Annotated in this window: 14 protein-coding genes; 11 read left to right on the top strand and 3 right to left on the bottom strand. The window is 44.8% G+C overall.

The genetic code is table 11. The annotated features are described in order from the left end of the window. Positions 1-95: 95 nt before the first annotated feature. Positions 96-1,610, top strand: coding sequence for an amidophosphoribosyltransferase (gene purF, locus JEZ96_RS12165; RefSeq protein WP_011788909.1), 1,515 nt, complete (start codon positions 96-98; stop codon positions 1,608-1,610). Between the two features lie 102 nt (positions 1,611-1,712). Here the strand turns inward: purF and JEZ96_RS12160 are convergent, their stop codons facing one another. After that, positions 1,713-2,012 (bottom strand): hypothetical protein, encoded by a 300-nt coding sequence (locus tag JEZ96_RS12160; RefSeq protein ID WP_025008272.1) that lies wholly within the window; start codon positions 2,010-2,012, stop codon positions 1,713-1,715. Positions 2,013-2,174: 162 nt separating this feature from the next. On the opposite strand from JEZ96_RS12160, the gene JEZ96_RS12155 reads away from it, so the two are divergent. Together JEZ96_RS12155 and JEZ96_RS12150 are read left to right on the top strand one after the other, a co-directional pair. After that, positions 2,175-4,301 (top strand): DNA topoisomerase III, encoded by a 2,127-nt coding sequence (locus JEZ96_RS12155; protein WP_128090300.1) that lies wholly within the window; start codon positions 2,175-2,177, stop codon positions 4,299-4,301. Between the two features lie 248 nt (positions 4,302-4,549). After that, positions 4,550-5,719 (top strand): porin, encoded by a 1,170-nt coding sequence (locus JEZ96_RS12150; protein WP_061783160.1) that lies wholly within the window; start codon positions 4,550-4,552, stop codon positions 5,717-5,719. A 129-nt stretch (positions 5,720-5,848) separates the two neighbouring features. On the opposite strand, the gene JEZ96_RS12145 is transcribed toward JEZ96_RS12150, so the two are convergent. Next, positions 5,849-7,375: a sigma-54 interaction domain-containing protein gene (locus tag JEZ96_RS12145; protein ID WP_011788912.1), complete on the bottom strand. Its 1,527-nt coding sequence runs from the start codon at positions 7,373-7,375 to the stop codon at positions 5,849-5,851. Positions 7,376-7,540: 165 nt separating this feature from the next. Between JEZ96_RS12145 and JEZ96_RS12140 the strand changes: the two genes are divergently transcribed. From JEZ96_RS12140 to JEZ96_RS12130, 3 genes are read left to right on the top strand one after another with little or no spacing between them, the layout of a single operon-like run. Next, positions 7,541-9,094 (top strand): flavocytochrome c, encoded by a 1,554-nt coding sequence (locus tag JEZ96_RS12140; RefSeq protein WP_011788913.1) that lies wholly within the window; start codon positions 7,541-7,543, stop codon positions 9,092-9,094. Positions 9,095-9,134: 40 nt separating this feature from the next. After that, entirely contained in the window at positions 9,135-10,772 is a 1,638-nt protein-coding gene (locus JEZ96_RS12135) for an HAL/PAL/TAL family ammonia-lyase (RefSeq protein WP_025008273.1), read from the top strand. A 42-nt stretch (positions 10,773-10,814) separates the two neighbouring features. Further along, the gene (locus tag JEZ96_RS12130; RefSeq protein ID WP_025008274.1) at positions 10,815-11,198 is read left to right on the top strand and encodes a cytochrome c3 family protein; all 384 of its coding nucleotides are present in this window, start codon (positions 10,815-10,817) and stop codon (positions 11,196-11,198) included. Between the two features lie 220 nt (positions 11,199-11,418). Here JEZ96_RS12130 and JEZ96_RS12125 read toward each other — a convergent pair whose 3' ends face one another. Beyond that, a complete protein-coding gene (locus tag JEZ96_RS12125) occupies positions 11,419-12,708 on the bottom strand; it encodes an alpha/beta fold hydrolase (RefSeq protein ID WP_025008275.1) in 1,290 nt (429 codons plus the stop codon). Positions 12,709-12,889: 181 nt separating this feature from the next. Here JEZ96_RS12125 and JEZ96_RS12120 point away from each other — a divergent pair, with 181 nt between their 5' ends. From JEZ96_RS12120 to JEZ96_RS12100, 5 genes are all read left to right on the top strand, one after another. Then, a complete protein-coding gene (locus tag JEZ96_RS12120) occupies positions 12,890-13,534 on the top strand; it encodes an MBL fold metallo-hydrolase (protein WP_011788917.1) in 645 nt (214 codons plus the stop codon). A gap of 241 nt (positions 13,535-13,775) precedes the next feature. Further along, positions 13,776-14,792, top strand: coding sequence for an XdhC family protein (locus tag JEZ96_RS12115; RefSeq protein ID WP_011788918.1), 1,017 nt, complete (start codon positions 13,776-13,778; stop codon positions 14,790-14,792). After that, positions 14,792-15,466: a nucleotidyltransferase family protein gene (locus JEZ96_RS12110; RefSeq protein WP_049766855.1), complete on the top strand. Its 675-nt coding sequence runs from the start codon at positions 14,792-14,794 to the stop codon at positions 15,464-15,466. Before JEZ96_RS12115 ends, JEZ96_RS12110 begins: the two co-directional genes overlap by 1 nt. 3 nt (positions 15,467-15,469) lie before the next feature. Continuing rightward, positions 15,470-15,973: a (2Fe-2S)-binding protein gene (locus JEZ96_RS12105; protein WP_011788920.1), complete on the top strand. Its 504-nt coding sequence runs from the start codon at positions 15,470-15,472 to the stop codon at positions 15,971-15,973. Between the two features lies 1 nt (position 15,974). Beyond that, positions 15,975-18,221: a xanthine dehydrogenase family protein molybdopterin-binding subunit gene (locus tag JEZ96_RS12100; RefSeq protein WP_128090301.1), complete on the top strand. Its 2,247-nt coding sequence runs from the start codon at positions 15,975-15,977 to the stop codon at positions 18,219-18,221. Positions 18,222-18,597 lie beyond the last annotated feature (376 nt).

Raw genomic sequence — 18,597 nt, 5'->3', positions numbered from 1 at the left:
ACCTAAGTCAAAATGTCTATTCAACGTCATTTATCTTTTTGCTTATATTTCAACATGAAAGGACATAGAACATCTTACAATGAGGAAGCTTACCCATGTGTGGTATCGTCGGAATAGTTGGCCAATCATCGGTTAATCAGACCATTTATGATGCACTGACCGTGCTTCAGCACAGAGGTCAGGATGCGGCAGGTATTGTGACCGTTGATCGTGGTGCTTTCAGACTACGTAAAGCCAACGGTCTGGTAAAAGATGTATTTGAAGTCAAGCATATGCAGCGCTTACAGGGCAATGCAGGGATTGGCCATGTACGTTATCCAACTGCGGGCAGTTCAAGCGCATCAGAAGCGCAGCCTTTCTATGTTAACTCGCCATTTGGGATTTCATTAGCCCACAACGGTAACTTAACCAACACAGTCGAATTAGCCGAAGGGCTGATTAAAAAACGTCGTCATGTGAATACCACCTCAGATTCTGAAGTGTTATTAAATCTCTTGGCGGATGAGCTGCAAAAAACCACGAGTTTGACTCTGACGTCGGAAGAAGTGTTCGATGCGGTCGCGAATGTGCACCAGCAAGCCCGTGGTGCCTACGCTGTGGTTGCCATGATTATTGGCCAAGGCTTAGTCGCGTTTCGTGATCCATTTGGTATTCGTCCTTTGGTGTTAGGTAAGCACGAAACTGCTACTGGCACTGAATACATGGTCGCTTCAGAAAGTGTGGCACTCGATGCCGTTGGCTTTGAAGTGATGCGTGATGTCGCGCCGGGTGAAGCGATTTATGTGTCAATTGACGGCCAGCTGTATACCCGTCAATGCGCGGCAGAACCGAGCTATGCGCCTTGTATCTTCGAATTCGTTTATTTTGCCCGTCCAGATTCGACTATCGACAAAGTGTCTGTGTATGCAAGTCGCGTCAACATGGGCGCTAAGCTTGGCGAGAAGATTAAGAAGGAATGGTACGATCACGATATCGATGTGGTGATCCCTATTCCTGAAACCTCCTGCGATATCGCGCTGGAAATTGCCCGTTGCATGGACTTACCGTACCGCCAAGGTTTTGTGAAAAACCGTTATATTGGCCGTACCTTCATTATGCCTGGTCAACAGGAACGTAAGAAATCAGTGCGCCGTAAACTCAATGCAATCAACACTGAGTTTAAAGGTAAAAATGTACTGTTAGTGGATGACTCTATCGTTCGCGGGACGACCTCTGAGCAGATCATCGAAATGGCTCGTGAAGCGGGTGCTAAGAAAGTGTATTTTGCTTCTGCTGCGCCAGAGATTCGTTTCCCGAACGTGTATGGTATCGACATGCCGACCTCGAATGAGCTGATCGCCCATGGACGTGATGCCGATGAAATCGCTAAACTGATTGGTGCAGATGGTATTATTTTCCAAAATCTGTCTGATCTAGTTGAAGCGGTGAGAATGGAAAACCCTGAGATTAAACGCTTCGAGACCTCAGTATTCGATGGTCACTATATTACCAATGACGTTGATCAAGCGTATTTAGATCACTTAACGCAACTGCGTAACGATGATGCAAAAGCGGATCGTAATAAAGATATTGGTACTAACTTAGAGTTGCATAACGTCTGTCACCCTTAACGGCAAGTGTTAGGCAGATCATGGGCCAGTGATGATATCACTGGCTTTTTTTATGGTTCTTTAAGCATATTGATTATACCAATCGTATTAAAAACCGGTGATTTATCCCCAGATCCAAAGCAACATCCAAACGCTAAATAGACTGCTTAAGCTATGGCGAGTCACTTGGTGGCGTAGTAATAGTGATAGACTCACCGCAATAGGAATCAATAGAATAACCCATCCAATCAGTGGTATATCAATTAAGCTAAGCTGTCCTAGCCATGAACTCGTAAGTAAACTAATAGCAAGTAGTAATAGGGTATGAAATATAAGTAACTGATTAAATCTTAGGACTAATGCTGTTTTTTCTGCATGAGTGTTGTGTATGTTGTGGATTAATTTTTTTGCTAATCGGTTCATAAATCCTCCTTGTCAATGTGCTCACTCTATACTTTATTGAGAATAATTCTCAATTGAATTTACAATTTAATAATTGCTTTCCTGTCAGGCTTGCTGTGATTTGCACTTAGAAGGACTTTGAGCTAAATTGTACTGTAATTATATCCAGTGTTTGGTGTTTGTATGATCCTCTATATCGCAGAAAAACCTAGCCTAGGGCGGGCCATTGCCGATGTATTGCCTAAACCCCATAAAAAAGGCGATGGATTTATCGAAGCCGCTAATGGCGATTGCGTGTCTTGGTGTGTCGGTCACTTGCTCGAACAAGCAGAACCTGATGCCTATAATCCTGAATTTAAAGCATGGAAATTTGAGCACTTACCGATAGTGCCAGACAAGTGGCAACTGACACCTAAGGCAGCAACCCGCAGTCAACTCACTGTGCTTAAACGATTAGTTAAACAAGCGAGTATGCTGGTTAATGCGGGCGATCCCGACCGTGAAGGGCAGTTACTCGTGGATGAAGTGATTGCCTATCTTGGTGTGACGGGGGACAAGCTACATCAAACCCAGCGTTTACTGATCAGTGACTTAAACCCACAAGCTGTAAAACGGGCTCTAACGCAGCTACGCAGTAATCGCGAATTTATCCCATTATCTACCTCTGCTTTAGCCCGTAGCCGTGCCGATTGGCTCTATGGTATGAATATGACGCGTGCGTACACCATCCAAGGTAAAAAGGTCGGTTATCAAGGCGTGTTATCAGTCGGCCGAGTACAAACGCCATTGCTTGGGCTAGTGGTGCGCCGTGATAAAGAAATTGCTAATTTTCAGTCTAAGCCTTTTTATGAAGTACTGGCACATTTGGCAACGGACAAGCAAGAAACCTTCAGCGCCAAGTGGCAACCGAGTGAAGCTTGTCAGCCTTATATGGATGAAGAAGGACGAGTGTTAGCGAGAGGGTTAGCGCAAAATGTGGTGAGTCGCATCAGCGATAAACCCGCCTTAGTCACTCAATTAGTGGCTAAGGATAAGAAACAGCATCCGCCTTTACCTTACAGTTTATCAGCGTTGCAGATTGATGCGGCTAAACGGTTTGGTATGAGTGCTAAGGATGTGCTCGATACCTGCCAAAGTTTGTATGAACGTCATAAACTCATTACTTACCCACGCTCCGACAGTCGTTATTTACCCGTTGAGCAACATAATCTTGCGCCTTCGGTACTTAAGGCGATAAGTGACGGTGCTGCTGAGTTATTGCAAGGTGCTGATGCACCCGATCCCCGTCTTAAATCTAAAGCATGGGATGATAAAAAAGTGGACACCCACCACGCAATCGTTCCAACAGAGAAGACGGCTAACTTATCTAGCTTGAGTCAGCGTGAGAGGCAGTTATATCTTCATATTGCCCGCCAGTACTTAGCCCAGTTTTATCTGGCTTATTGTTACTGTGAAACCACAGTGCAAGTGACGATTGAAGGTGGCTTATTTAATACCAAGGCGCGTCAGGATAAATCCCTCGGCTGGAAGCAACTCTTTGCCCGCCAAGAGCCAAATGGCAGTAAGGCGAGTGGCAACAAGTCGACGGAAGAAAGCATGGGTAAGGACGATGAGGAGAATGACGAGTTTATCGGCCAATTACCGCCTTTGAAATTGGGGCAAGCTTTGCATTGTACTCGAGGCGAATTGCTTGAAAAAAATACTCAGCCACCAAAGGCCTTTACCGATGCGACCTTACTCAGTGCGATGACGGGCATTAGTCGTTATGTCACTGACCCTGAGATCCGTAAAATTCTTAAAGAAACCGATGGATTAGGTACTGAGGCCACCCGTGCAGGTATTATCGAATTGCTATTCAAACGCGGTTTTTTACAACGCTTAGGTAAATCCATTGTCTCGACAGACGTGGGGAAAGGATTGATTAACAGCTTGCCTTTGAGCGCCACTACGCCGGATATGACGGCGCTTTGGGAAGCGAGCTTGAACGGCATTTGTCATAAAGAAACCTCCTATCAAGGATTTATGCAGCCGTTGCTTGGCACCTTATCCACACTTATCCAAAATGCGGGAGCACAGTTGCCAACGGCGCTTAATGGATTAAAAGGGCAAGGTTATCGTAAAACGGCAAGTCATAAATCCGGTTATCGTAAGTCGTATTCTAAAAAATCAAGTTCAGCGAAAGGCATAGGTACAACAAAAAACGATGTTTCCAACAAATATGGTTCCAAAAATACTAGTTCTAAAAGTTCGGTAACTCGATCAACCAGTCGTTCAGCTTCTAATAGCCGTAAATCTACAACAGCAGTGTAATGACACACTTGTTGCATACATGTCGTTATTGTCTTTTGATGTAATAACGACATTTAATTTATCTAACGGTATTTAACAACCGATAATCACGATATTTCGAGATTGCCTGATCCGTATCTAAAAAACACCTTGATTTTCAGCTTTCCCTACCTATGGCACATAACCTGCTTAGTATTGATTGGGGAAAATAATATATTAAATAAATCATGTGATTATATGTGATTTTGCTGAATTTTAAGGTAGATAAAATGAAAAAGACATTGCTCGCTTTGATTATTCCAAGCTTATTGTTAACGGGAACATCTCAAGCCGTTGAACTGTATAATGACCAAACTAATAGCGTTAACATGATCGGTTGGTTAGGATTTACCGCGTTAAATGATGGTCATGAAACTTCTGTTATAGATAATTTTTCTCGCGTTGGGTTTCGTTTCGACCGTCAAGAGAAAAATGGCTGGAGCTCCTTTGCCCATACGGAATGGGGTATCAATATGGTGACCAGCGATGACGGCCTTATATACACGCAAGGCCAAGGTGGTGGTCAGTTATCGGCATCCAAAAATTCAGATTTTCTATTCAATCGACTGGGTTATGTTGGGATGTCCCATGAGAAATGGGGAAAGATCAGCTTTGGTAAGCAATGGGGGGCTTACTATGATGTTGCTTACACAACTGATGTGCTCAATGCTTTCACAGGTTGGTCTGTGGGGGCTTATACCTTCGGTGACGGTGGTTTAACAGGAGCTGGACGTGCCGATGCTGCGCTACAATACCGTAATACTTTCGGTAACCTGCATGTCGCAGTGCAGTATGCCTCTAAACAAAATAGCGATGTTGCCTTGTACGATGGTAATGGTGCTCCCTTGAAAGATGGTTCGGAATTGAGTTTCGAACCTAGCTATGGTGCAAGTGTAACTTACAACTTTACTGATAAATTTAAAGTGCTAGCGGGATTTAATCGTGGTGATTTTACCGGAAATCTTGCAGGCCAAGAGGTTGATAACACTAACCAAATTATTGGTATTGGCGCCCAATACGGTAGCTTCTATCAATATGCTCCAGGTCGCGATGCTGACGGTTTATACGTAGGTTTTAACGCTCATAAGAGTGAGCAAAACGAATTAGTGGGTGGAGATTTATATGATTCAACTGGAGCTGAGTTTATTGTTGCTTATCAGTATGACAGTGGTTTCGTTCCAACCATATTACTGACATATCAAGATCTTGATACCGATGAAAATACGGCGGTCCAAGGAAAATGGGCACGCCAATTTGCAGTGCTAGGTCTGCATTATCGTTATAGCCGCGATACAATTATGTACGTTGAGGCCAAAATTGATTTCAGCAACATGGATGATAAAGCTTATGAAGATCTACAAGAAAACAACTATGCGGTGGGAATCCGTTATTTCTTCTAGATCCTATGGTTAGTCATTAATTTTTCAAAGGTCACCTATGTGACCTTTGTTATTTATGCACTTTATTTATGCACTTTGTTAACCGATGTTTTTTATTTTTGTCATAGAACACTCGTTAGCCTTAAAAGACTAAACAATCCCCAGTTTCTTCATCTTGCTGCGCAGGGTATTGGCATTGATGTCCAATAACTCAGCCGCACCTCCTGGGCCATAGAGTTTTCCACCTGTAATTCGCAGTGCATGACTAATGTATTTTCTGGTCATAACATCAAGGGGCACAAGTTTATCGCTCGCATAGTTTGGATCTATGATAACGGTTTGATTTGCTTGGGTCGTAATTTCCTTATCCTGATGTGGCGCAAGGAAGCTAAAATCTAATGGTCCTGAAGGCTGCTGTATTATCGCCCGTTCGAGTACGTTAATGAGTTCTCTGACATTTCCTGGCCAAGCGTATTGGTTCAGAATATTTAATTGTTCCGGTGCAACTCTTGGTAATTGAGGCAGGTTGAACTTTGAACTCAGTTGCTCGATAAAATGCTGTACGAGTAAAGGAATGTCTGTACGTCTTTGTCTTAATGAAGGAATTTCAATAGGAAAAATGGCTAAGCGATACCAAAGATCTTCCCGAAACACTTCTCTGTGTATCATAGCTTGTAAATTTCTATGGGTGGCAGCCACTATCCGAATATCAAGTTGTACCGCATCGTGTCCACCTACTCGGGTAATACAACTATTTTGAAGTACACGGAGTAATCTAACCTGTGCGGATAATGGTAGTTCACCTATTTCATCGAGAAAGATAGTGCCGCCATTGGCTTGTTCGAAGTAGCCAATTTTACGGGACTCAGCCCCAGTAAATGCTCCTTTTTCATAACCAAAGAGTTCGGAGTCAATCAAAGTATCTGGAATAGCGCCGCAGTTGACCTTGATAAAGGGCTTATCTGAACGTTCAGAAAGTTCGTGAATCGCATTGGCTATCACTTCTTTACCACATCCCGTTTCACCGAGCATTAGCACTGTTGTATTAATCTTGGCAATGGATTGCACTTGCTGCATGACGTGTTTCAAGCCTGAATTGGCCCCCACTACGCCATTTTGCACGTCTAATGTTCTGCGAAGGCTCACATTCTGTTTTGAGAGTGCTTCATTTTCTTTAAGTAAGTTACGTCCGCGTAAATTGAGTGCAGTGATTAAGGCTAATGCATGCATATGCGGAGCAATTAAATCGGCATGACGAGGGCGAAAAACGCCTGTCGTTTTGGCATAAAATCCGACTATCCCAAGGTGGGTATTTTCGATAGACATTCTCAAAATGATCAGCGAACGAATACCGTTGATCACCTTAGGTGCAACTAAAGCTGTGATTGGGTCGTGCTCAATATCATTAACAATTCTCACGCGCGGGCGTTGAGGATCATCTAAGCTCTTAGCCAGTTCTTCAGGGATAGATATTTGCTTATCTAAGGTGCATGATTGGTTAGCATTGACATGAGCAATAAATTGTATGTCATTAAATTGTTTGCGAAAAATATTAATAAATAGCCCATCAATAGGCAGTTCATCCCGAATAAACTCGAAGTAACTTTGCAGGGACTTTTCGAGTTGTAGGCTACTGCATAATCTCAGTGTCGATTCGTGATAAAAGTGTTTTTCCATTGATATTTCATGTTAATCATTAAGTATCGTGATTGTAGATCTTTATATTTCGTGATTCCGTGCCTCCAATCAAAGTTCCCCACTTAATTACCTCTTTTTAGGTGCTTGGCACAGAGCATGCACTTCCATGCTGACAAGTTCCAGCCATTATTGAAGGAAGTAAGCATGAGTAAAACTCAAGATATTGATACAGGCCGTCGGCAGTTGCTAAAAGGTGGGGCCGTGATGGCTGCTGGCTTTGGGGCTGCAATAGCCTTACCTGCAACAGCCAATTGTGGCGTTGCTCCTGAAGTATTTGATGAGATTGTGGATGTATTAGTTGTCGGCAGTGGCTTTGCTGGGATGTCTGCGGCATTACAAGCTAGAGAGGCTGGTGTGAGCGTTATGGTTGTGGACAAGATGCCAGTCTTTGGTGGTAATTCAACTATCAATGGCGGTGCCATGGCTGTAGCGGGTTCTGAGTTGCAGAAACAAGCAGGCATTAAGGATTCTGTCGATGAAATGGTCGCCGATATGATGCGAGCAGGTCGGGGCATGAACGATGTTGAGATGTTAAAACTGGTGTGTAATGGCACGGCTGAATCTTGTCAGTGGTTGATTGAACATGGGGTTAAGTGGAAACCTTTCGTGCAGCATTTTGGTGGACACTCAATACAACGAGTCTTGCAAACAGTTGAAAGTTCAGGGGCTGGCATTATCAGACCGCTGATTAACGCCGCGAGAGATAAAGGCGTGGTGATGAGAAACCAGACCAAGCTCGAAAGCTTTGTGAAAGATCTCGATGGTCGCGTGATTGGGGTCGAAGTTCGTGAAGGTTTTTATTTCCCTAATGAGCGAACCGGTAAAATACGTCGCATAGGCGCGCGCCGTGGTGTTGTTATGGCAACGGGGGGCTTTGGTCGCGATATTGAATATCGCATGATGCAACTACCTGAGTTAAATAACGACTTAGATTCCACCAATCATGCTGGTGCAACTTCAGAAGCTCTAAAGCAAATGATGCTCTTAGGTGCTAACCCTATTCATTTAGACCAAATTCAACTCGGCCCATGGGCATCTCCCGATGAAAAAGGCTTTGGTACCGCATCCCAGTTCAACACGATTGCGACCTATCCTCACGGTATTGTGGTGGATGTGCGCACTGGTGAACGTTTTTTCAATGAACTTGCAGATCGTAAAGCGAGAGCTGACGCCATCATGACTCGCCGTGATGAACATGGTCAGCCTGTTTATCCTATTGGTTTTACTAATGCAGAAGGGGCTAGTAAGGCGCAAACCTTAGATTGGGGACTGAAATATAAGGTGATTAGTAAAGCAGAAACCTTAGATGAACTTGCTGCTATTTATGGTATGCCGGCTAAAGCACTAAAAGCTCAAGTCGCCCGTTGGAACGAAGCGGTAAAAAGTGGTGTTGATAAAGAATTCGCACGTCCTCTGCAAGAAGCCATTGTGCTAGATAAAGGGCCTTGGTATGCCGTTCGTATGTGGCCAAAAGTTCACTATTGTATGGGCGGCGTTAAAGTGAATACCCGATCAGAAGTACTGCATTTAGTCACCAACCAAGCCATTCCAGGGTTGTATGCCGCAGGCGAAGCAACCGGAGGAATTCACGGCGCTAGCCGTTTAGGCGCTTGCGCTGTCGCTGAGGGCGTTGTTACTGGTCGCAACGCAGGCCGAAATTGTGCAGCGGCAAAGGCGGCGGTGCTTAAGCAAGCATAATTAGATTTTATTAAAAATTACAATGTATTGGAGAATGGTAATGAATAAATCAGTGTTGATGGCATCGCTTACTTTAAGTCTACTCTCTGGGAGTGCTTTAGCGATGGAGCACGTTGTCCTCGATGGTAAACATTTAACGCAAGAACAAGCATGGGCAATCGCCGATGGCGCTAAAGTCAAGATTGCATCTCAAGCGAAAACTCAACTCGTTAAAGCTAATAGTTTGTTGATGGAAGCTGCTCGTTTAGGTAAGCCTGTTTATGGTCTTACTGTTGGCGTTGGTTTGAACAAAGATCACAAGTTATTTGATGCCAATGGCAAGTTAAGTGATGAAGTACTTGAGGCATCACGTAACTTTAACTACAGCACTTTTCGAGCCCATAGTGCTGGCGTCGGTGACGCTGCACCGATTCGGTTAACTCGATTAGCCTTGGCGGTACGCTTAAATACTATGCTCGCGGGACAAACAGGGGTGCAACCTGTTGTGGCTGAACTCTATGAGGCATACCTTAACAAAGGGTTAACGCCAGTCATCCCCGCTCACGGTACTGTAGGTGAAGCGGATATTTTGCTCTCATCCCATGTCGGGTTGGCTATGGTAGGTGAGTGGGAAGTATTCTACAAAGGACAACGTGTTAGCAGTAAAGATGCTATGGCGGATGCCGGAATTACACCACTTGTGCCTATGGGTAAAGATGCACTATCAATTCTGTCTAACAATTCGTTTTCAGTCGCTTATGCGATGCAAGGTTACCGTGAGGCCAAGCAATTACTCTCTATCTCGCCAACGCTATTTGGTTTAAGCCTTGAGGGATTAAATGGTAACGTGGCACCATTTTTACCACAAACCAATGATATTCGTCCTTTCCCTTATATTAAAGCCAGCACAAATGACATTCTAAAACAGTTAGATGGCAGTTATTTATGGCAACTCAATGATGAACGTCCTTTGCAGGATCCACTCAGTTACAGAACAACGGCATACACGTTAGCCAGTGCTGAACAAGCGTTAGCAGAATTGAATGATGTGGTAAATATTCAAATCAATCATTCGGATGATAACCCTGCAGTTATTGTTGGCGCATCAAATGAGTATGCGAAGTTTCCACAGGTTGCTAAGTATATCGTCGAAGGGCAAGGTGGTGTGTTTCCAACCACGAACTTTGAACCTTTGCCTGTTGCATTGGCAGTACAAAACTTGAGTGTCGCTCTGACACATGTATCCCATAACAGTGTTATGCGCACCATCCATTTATCTGATGACCATTTTACTAACTTACCCCGTTTTTTAAGTGCTCCAGGTAATAATGGTCATGCTTTTGGCGCGATTCAAAAAGTGTTTGTAGATATGCACGTTCGTAATAAACAGTTGGCGACCCCAGTGTCATTTGATGGGATCTCAATTGCTGGGGGAATTGAAGATACTTTCACTAACCTCAAGCTTGCTGCGGACAATTTGATCCAGATTGTTGACAACACACGTGTGATCTACGGTCTAGAGCTGCTGCATTCAAGTCAAGCGATTGATTTACGTAAGTTGGCTACTCCAGATCTTCATTTAGGTAAAGCGACCGAAGCCATGTACAAGGCGTACCGTGAAAAAGTGCCTTTTGTAGCTCAAGATCGCCCATTTACGCCTGATATCCAAACTTCAACTGAATTTATCGCAAACTATTAATATGTTATGCGGGGCTGCATGCCCCGCTATAGGAAGAGTCTGATGTTAAAACCCTTATATACACTTTTACTTGGTTGTATATTGATACTGCCAATAACAACAAATGCGATGAATATTAAGGATTATCATAAGGATGTGATGACAAGTGAGAATGGTCAGGTCGACTGTACTGCCTGTCATGGTGATGTAAAGCGTAAGACCATACCTGACGCTGCAGTGTGCGCTAACTGCCATGGTTCTCCTCAGGATGTGGCTAAACTGACTCAGCGACCCGAAGACGCGGGGCATTCGGTCGAGCCGAACCCACATGACAGTTTACATTACGGTACTGATTTGCCTTGTACTTACTGTCATCAGGAACATAAAGAAAGTAAAGTTTATTGTAATCAATGCCATGAGTTTACTTATCCAGCGATGAAACGCTAGATTTAAGGCTATTTATCACTCATTTCCCTGTATTTTTTTACCAATATGGTATGCACTCACTCTTTGGTGAGTGCATTTTTTTGCAAAAAAAAGAGTAAACCAATGGAGTTTACTCTTACGGAAATTGGTCGTAAAACATTGTAGCCAAAACCACTCCCATTTAGATTAGGAGCGTGGATACAATGCCAGTTCTGACTTAATTAACCCTTAAAATGGACTTTTACCTCAAGATTTCTCCTCGATTTAGATTGATTAATTTATCCAGAATATGTTCACCGTCCATACGGATGCCATTATGTTCGTATTCGGAGGTTAACCAGTATTTTAGTTGTCCGATTTGTTGTGCCGTTTCTAAGCTGTATTGCATGTCGACAAACATATCCTCGCTATAAATCGCCGCAGCGACAGGGACGCGGTTTTGTGCCAGTTGTTCGAGGTTGTAAAGTGTGGGCCAGTCGGATTTATAAGCCAGTATTTCTGCCGCCGTTTTAAGTGGCGTTAAATGACTAAATTGGTCGAACATCCAAGGATAAATCATCTCTCCAGTGAATAGGAAAGGTTTGCCTACTTGATAATTAAAGGCGGGGAATTGCTGCCTTACCCTGTGCGCGGACCACTGTGAGGCTGAGTGTTGGCAGTAGATAGCCTCATGTAAGAGGGCAAAAATTGGATTAGTATTGTAGTCGAGCATCTGACCAAAATGATTTAAAAACAAGGGATTAACCTCAGTCCCTGACGGCGTGTTGATCAGTGCTTGCTCAAGCAGATAGTAGACCGATTCTGGACCTTGCTCCATTCCGAGATGGATGCCAAGTAGTTGTAGCATTTCAACGGTTAAGCGTTCCCCTGTGGCTAAATACACTTCCTTTTCAATTAAGTGTTTTGCTAAGCGAGTGACTAAATGCTGGGCGTCGTGGAAACGATAAAAGAATTGTTTATTCTTCGTTAGTACGCGTTGATAAGTCGCCAGATAGACATCATCGGCAGGACGAGTCAATGATGGAATACCACCTGTGATATAGGCTTCGCTAACGCCTTGAGGTGCGGTGCTTAAATAATGTAGGACGCAGAAACCACCAAAACTTTGGCCTAGAATCGCCCATTTATCTGCCGGACAAAGCTGCGCGCGAATGGCTTCAGCATCACGGATAATATTGTCCGCCCTAAAGTGGCTTAGATAATTTGCTTGTGCCATTGGGTCTAAGTGTTTGAGACTCTGGTAGTTAATTGGCGTTGATAAGCCTGTGCCGCGCTGATCGAGTAATAACACGCGATATTCTTTTAATGCGCGGCGGATCCAGCCGCTGTTGCTGGTAGGGCGCATTGCGCCAAATCCTGGGCCGCCTTGGAAAAATACGATATAAGGTAACTTTTTATCTTTGTTTTCAGGGCTACACAATTCTCTGGCAAATACTTTGATTTGTTCTGCAATTGGATGCTGATAATTCAGGGGTAAGGTAAACGTGTGTTTTTTGGCGAGCACACCAGCAAGAACTATATCGGGTTTCATCAATCTACCTATGGGCTAAGGGCGCTGAGTTTTCTTGACGATTGTATACAAAAGTCGTTCTCCCGCAAGTTAGGATTATTTTGTTGGCTTTTGGTTAAGATCAATTTTTATTATAAAAAATTGAGCCAAGATAAAGGACTTAGCGTAATCTATCGCTTATGGATAACACGAGATTGAAGCTATGAAGTATCAAATTATTCCAGTGACACCTTTCCAGCAAAATTGCAGTTTAATCTGGTGTGAAAAAACTAAACTCGCTGCTGTCGTGGATCCCGGTGGAAACATAGATCGTATTCAAGCCGAGGTAGCAAAACGCGGGTTGACTCTTGAGAAAATCCTGCTCACCCATGGGCATATTGACCATGTCGGTGGGGCTAAGTCTCTTGCTCAATCAGCTAATATTCCGATTATTGGTCCGCATATCGCCGATAAGTTTTGGATTGATAACTTACCTAAGCAAAGCCAAAATTTCGGATTTCCCCATTGCGATGCTTTTGAACCGGCACAATATCTGCAGGATGGCGATATTGTTAAAGTGGGCGAGCAAAGTTTATCTGTGCTGCATTGCCCTGGGCATACGCCTGGCCATATTGCCTTTTATTCGGCCCAATCTAAGTTGGCGTGGGTGGGGGATATTTTATTTAGAAGCTCTATCGGCCGCACTGATTTCCCCCAATCAAATCATCAGGATTTAATTCACTCGATCACCGAAAAACTTTGGCCTCTTGGTGCTGATGTAGAATTTATTCCGGGCCATGGTCCTTTATCGACCTTTGGCGAGGAACGTGAGCATAATCCTTTTGTTGCGGATCAATTATTACTTTAGTGGTTTTCGTTGGTATATCTAAAAGTTGCGAGTGGCAACCACTCGCATACGTCTTTATGTCTTTTTAACGTCATCTTCACCTTTTACTCCTTCTGCAATCTATTATCCCTTTCAAAGCGAGGGCGCCTTTGTTAACTTGGTCGTATCGATTTTTTAATCTATTGGGGTTACCTAATAATTAACAGTCGTTTGGTTTATGTTTTTTGCGCTTGATAATCCTAACCTCTTGGAGTCATTACGGATGGATCACCAAATCGAAGATTTACTTGAACATTGGTTACCACTTGCGGATGACGCTTGGGTGCTTGCTGTTATCACTCATGTTCAAGGTTCCGCTTACCGTAAACCTGGCGCCATGATGCTGTTCCATGAGTTTGGCCAAGGGGCGGGCATTTTAAGTGGTGGATGTTTAGAAGCGGATTTGCGCCGATATGCTCAAAATGCGATGCAGACGAAGCAAGTGATGTGTGTCACCTATGATGCGAGTGATGAGTCTGATGCCAGTTATCGACTCGGCTGTGGCGGCATAGTCGATATCATGTTGATCCCGCTTTTAAAAGAAAATCATGATCTAGGTTTGATTGACCTTGTTCATGCATTTCGTCATGGGCAATCGGGATATTATCAATTGCCTTTAGTCGCATCTGGAACTGATGCGCGGCAGTATCAAGCACGTTTCTATTCCGCAGATGCTGCGCCATTTCCGATAAGCGATTTTGCTAAATCAAAGATTGTGAAACAAGAGTCAAATGACACCCTAGTTATTCCCCTGAGGCCCCGATTCCATATTGGGATTTTTGGTGGCGGTATTGATGCTAAACCTATCGCTGCGATTGCCCATTCATTAGGCTGGCAAGTTACCGTTATCGATGGCCGTACTGCTTACGCTAGAGCGGCAGATTTTCCCCATGCTCATATCATCAAACAAGCCGTGGGTGAACTTGCTGCCAATGTTATCGCTCAACTAGACTGCGCTGTGGTGATAAACCATAACCTGGGCTTAGATGCTGCAGTATTAAAGGCTATTCAACCTTATTCACTGGATTATGTGGCATTGCTTGGGCCTGCCCACCGGCGGGATAAAGTACTGGCGATGGCAGGTTTATCTGCACAATCGTTTTCTGGGGTGTTTTCGGCCCCCGCGGGTCTGGCGCTTGGCGGTGAGTTACCGAGCGCCATTGCTTTAAGTATTTTAGCTCAATGTCACGGTGTGCTACATGGAGCAACACTGAAACAACTTGATGAGATTATGGGTTAATGACACCTGTGAGGTTACTGGATAAACGGCTTCTTATCGTGGTCCTTGCGGCAGGTGAAAGTCAGCGTTTTGAAGGGGTTAAGTTAGCGCAGCTTCTACCATCACATAGTGCGACTGAAACTTGCGAACAAACCATCATTAACACTCATGTTGCGCGTTTACAGCAGCTTAATTGCCAAGATTTAGGTTTGGATCGCCAAGCGCATTTGTTAATCATACTCGGTGCTCATCGGCATATATTGCAGCCATTGTTAGCCGAGCTTAAATCTCACCAACCCTTTGATATTTTAGTTAATCCGCAGTGGCAAATGGGCCTAGCATCCTCAGTGAGTTTGGCGGCAAGTTATGCCAAGGAGCAAGGCTTTGATGCCATGCTGTTGACTCTCGCGGACCAAGTGGCCTTGAGTGTTGATGATTATCGACAACTGATTTTGACATGGCTTAAAACCGGCAAAGATGTTGCCGCCCATTATTTGGATGATGTAGGCGTACCTGCTATTTTTAATGCCTCTACATTACCGCTGTTCACTCACTTGAGTGGCGATCGCGGGGCTAAATCTATTTTAAAACAACAGGCACAGCGGGGAGCGTTAGTCGCTATAACACTACCCCGCGCCGCAATTGATATTGATACCCAAGCCGATCTTGCGTCGTGGTTGGCACTTAAGGAGTGAGTTATGGCAGAAGTATTATCAACCACTGCAATTATCAAGGAAGCCAGTACCGCCGCTTCCACCCAAACACTTTCTATTAACGGTAAATCATTTACTTTAGATGCCGATCCTAAGATGCCAATTCTGTGGGCACTACGGGATATTTTAGGGTTAACAGGCACTAAATATGGCTGCGGAGCAGGGCTATGTGGTGCTTGCACTGTGCATTTAGACGGCCAACCCGTTCGAGCTTGCTTAACCAGCCTAGGGCAAGCTCAAGGTAAACAACTAACAACGATTGAAGGGCTTGATAATCAAAAGCTTAAAAATGCTTGGGCCGAACATAACGTGCCCCAGTGCGGCTATTGTCAGGCGGGACAACTGATGTCGGCTGCGGCGTTAGTGGCGCAGCATCCTAAACCTACAGAGGAACAAATCAACTCAGCCATGTCGGGTAATCTCTGCCGCTGTGGCACCTACCCACGCATTAAAGCGGCGCTGCAACACTATGCCAAACAGGAGGGCTAATATGAGTACTTTTACTGCCGTAGAAAATTTAAGCCGCCGCGACGTGTTAAAACTGTTTGGCGCAGTAGGGGGCGGACTTGCATTAGGGGCGAGTGGACTAACTTGGAGCCCCATGGCGCTGGCACAGAATAAAGAAGCGCGGCTGAATCTATTTATTGCCATAGGTGAGGATAACAAAGTGTACCTCACTTGCCATCGCTCCGAGATGGGACAGGGGATCAGAACGGGTATTCTGCAAGTCTTAGCCGAAGAGTTAGAAGCGGATTGGGATAAAATCGTCCCAGTACAGGGGCTAGGCGATAAGCGTTATGGCAGCCAGAATACCGATGGTAGCCGCAGTATTCGCGATAATTTTGATTGTATGCGCCAGATGGGGGCGATGGCAAGAACCATGCTAGAGCAAGCCGCAGCCGCGCGCTGGAAAGTCCCCGTGAGCGAGGTGCATACCGCCAGCCATAAAGTGCTGCATGCTAAAACGGGCCGCTCGGCCAAGTTTGGCGAGTTAGCGTTAGCGGCATCAGCGCTGCCAGTACCTGCCGTTGAGTCATTAACCTTTAAAGAGATTAAAGATTTCAAGCAGATTGGCGCATCCCGCCAAATCGTTGATATGGATGCCATGTTAAGCGGTAGCGCAATTTATGGTTACGATATCAAACTCGACGGCATGCTCTACGCCAGCATCATGCGTCCGCCCGTGCTTGGGAGCGATGTTGCAAGTTTGGATGATACCGCAGCGCGCAACGTGGCCGGAGTCGTGGATGTGTATCGTTTGCCTATCCCTAAGGGCGCCCCCGGGTTTCAAGCTTTAGGCGGCGTTGCGGTTATCGCTACCAACACTTGGAGTGCCTTTAAAGGCCGCAAAGCATTAAATATCACTTGGACTCAGGTCGACAACAGTCAGCACGATTCGACACTTTATTTAAAGGCGTTAGTCGAGCGAGTACAGCAAGGCGGTAAAGTGGTGCGTCAAGTTGGCGATGAGGTCAAAAATTGGCCCGAAGCGAATACATTAAAGGCGGTTTATACCGTGCCCTACTTAATTCATTCACCAATGGAACCGCCAGTTGCAACGGCCAATGTGACGGCAAAGGAATGTGAAGTTTGGGCTTCAACTCAAAACCCACAAAGCACTCAACAAAGCGTGGCCGCAGCACTGGGGATTGAAGAGGATACCGTAAAAGTTCACGTCACATTATTAGGTGGTGGATTTGGACGAAAAGCAAAGCCTGATTTTAGTGTCGAAGCCGCGTTGTTATCAAAGCAGTTTAAGCGTCCAATTAAGGTGAGTTGGAGCCGCGAGGATGAAATCCAAAACGGTTATTACCATGCTATAAGCGCCCAGTCCTATCAGGTGCTGTTCGATGCTAACAATAAACCGACTGCGCTTTTAGCTCGGACTGGATTCCCATCGATCAGTTCAACCTTTGCCGAAGGCGTCGAATATCCCTCTGACGGTGAGTTAGATTTAGGTTTTGTGGACGTACCCTTTGCTTTGCCGCACTTAAGATACGAAGCGGTAAAAGCGCAGGCGCATAGCCGCATAGGTTGGATGCGCTCTGTGTGTAATATTCAGCATGGTTTTAGTGTCGGTAGCTTTGTCGATGAAATGGCTCACAGAGCTCAGATGTCTTGTCCCGATATGTGGCGCAGCTTACTTGGGCAATCAAGGCGTGAGACCTTTGATAACCAAGGCTTTAAATATGGTAACTACGGTGAAGACTTAAATCGCCATCCGGTGGATATAGATCGTTATTTAAACGTCATTAATGCCGTCGAACAGGCTCAAGCCAAGGCGCCTAAGGCGGGCAAACATCAGGGCTGGGGTTTTGCCGTGCACCGCAGTTTTGTGAGTGTGGTCGCTGTGGCCATGCGGGTGGAAGTGAGTGAGGATAAACAGCTTAAGGTACTTAATGCCATCGCTGCCATTGATGCGGGAACTGTGGTGAATCCTGATAGAGTGAAATCACAAACCGAAGGCGCAATTATCTTTGGTCTAAGCTTGGCCTTGATGGGTGAAATCACATACAAAGAAGGCCAAGTGCTTCAATCAAATTTCCACGATTATCCTTTGCTGCGACTCCCTCAAACTCCTGATATGGAGATCATCATTATCGAGTCCGATGCTGCGCCAGCAGGCGTGGGGGAGCCGGGTGTGCCGCCCGTTGCTCCGAGTTTGACCAATGCAATTTTTGCGGCGACAGGACAGAGGATCCGCGATCTTCCCGTGAATAAGCGATTGCGAGTTTAAGCCAATGCTAAAGGGTTAACGGAAAGTGATTTGAATAAAAAGCGCCTAATGAGCGCTTTTTTCGTTTTTTTACCACAAAAAAATTGCTTGTTAGCGATTTTACGGGCATTAATGCCGAAAATTAGTAATAGATCAGGTTTTTGTTACCAAAATAGAGGTAATTTAACCAATATGTTTACTCAAGTGATTTAAAGGTATGCAGGCTCGCGCACCCATTCATTTGGATCAGTTTCTCGTCGGCCAGTGAGTCAATCATTGATTGCAGATCCTTACTATAAATGGAATGACATGGAAGTGAAGGGCGCTATAACACCATAACTCAGCCGCACCTTGAGAACATTTGAATCATTAACTTCCGTGAATGGAATTACTAAAG

The sequence above is a fragment of the Shewanella putrefaciens genome, assembly GCF_016406325.1.
Classification (GTDB): Bacteria; Pseudomonadota; Gammaproteobacteria; order Enterobacterales; family Shewanellaceae; genus Shewanella; species Shewanella putrefaciens.
The sequence above is the reverse complement of the archived record's forward strand: the minus strand, read 5'-3'. Positions and strand labels throughout refer to the sequence as shown.

Excerpts from the sequence above, each read along its gene's own strand:
- JEZ96_RS12130 (WP_025008274.1), top strand. The coding sequence starts at position 10,815 with ATGTTAAAACCCTTATATACACTTTTACTTGGTTGTATATTGATACTG.
- JEZ96_RS12135 (WP_025008273.1), top strand. The coding sequence starts at position 9,135 with ATGAATAAATCAGTGTTGATGGCATCGCTTACTTTAAGTCTACTCTCT.
- purF (WP_011788909.1), top strand. The coding sequence starts at position 96 with ATGTGTGGTATCGTCGGAATAGTTGGCCAATCATCGGTTAATCAGACC.
- JEZ96_RS12145 (WP_011788912.1), bottom strand. The coding sequence starts at position 7,375 with ATGGAAAAACACTTTTATCACGAATCGACACTGAGATTATGCAGTAGC.
- JEZ96_RS12115 (WP_011788918.1), top strand. The coding sequence starts at position 13,776 with ATGGATCACCAAATCGAAGATTTACTTGAACATTGGTTACCACTTGCG.
- JEZ96_RS12155 (WP_128090300.1), top strand. The coding sequence starts at position 2,175 with ATGATCCTCTATATCGCAGAAAAACCTAGCCTAGGGCGGGCCATTGCC.
- JEZ96_RS12105 (WP_011788920.1), top strand. The coding sequence starts at position 15,470 with ATGGCAGAAGTATTATCAACCACTGCAATTATCAAGGAAGCCAGTACC.
- JEZ96_RS12150 (WP_061783160.1), top strand. The coding sequence starts at position 4,550 with ATGAAAAAGACATTGCTCGCTTTGATTATTCCAAGCTTATTGTTAACG.
- JEZ96_RS12160 (WP_025008272.1), bottom strand. The coding sequence starts at position 2,012 with ATGAACCGATTAGCAAAAAAATTAATCCACAACATACACAACACTCAT.
- JEZ96_RS12100 (WP_128090301.1), top strand. The coding sequence starts at position 15,975 with ATGAGTACTTTTACTGCCGTAGAAAATTTAAGCCGCCGCGACGTGTTA.
- JEZ96_RS12120 (WP_011788917.1), top strand. The coding sequence starts at position 12,890 with ATGAAGTATCAAATTATTCCAGTGACACCTTTCCAGCAAAATTGCAGT.
- JEZ96_RS12110 (WP_049766855.1), top strand. The coding sequence starts at position 14,792 with ATGACACCTGTGAGGTTACTGGATAAACGGCTTCTTATCGTGGTCCTT.
- JEZ96_RS12125 (WP_025008275.1), bottom strand. The coding sequence starts at position 12,708 with ATGAAACCCGATATAGTTCTTGCTGGTGTGCTCGCCAAAAAACACACG.
- JEZ96_RS12140 (WP_011788913.1), top strand. The coding sequence starts at position 7,541 with ATGAGTAAAACTCAAGATATTGATACAGGCCGTCGGCAGTTGCTAAAA.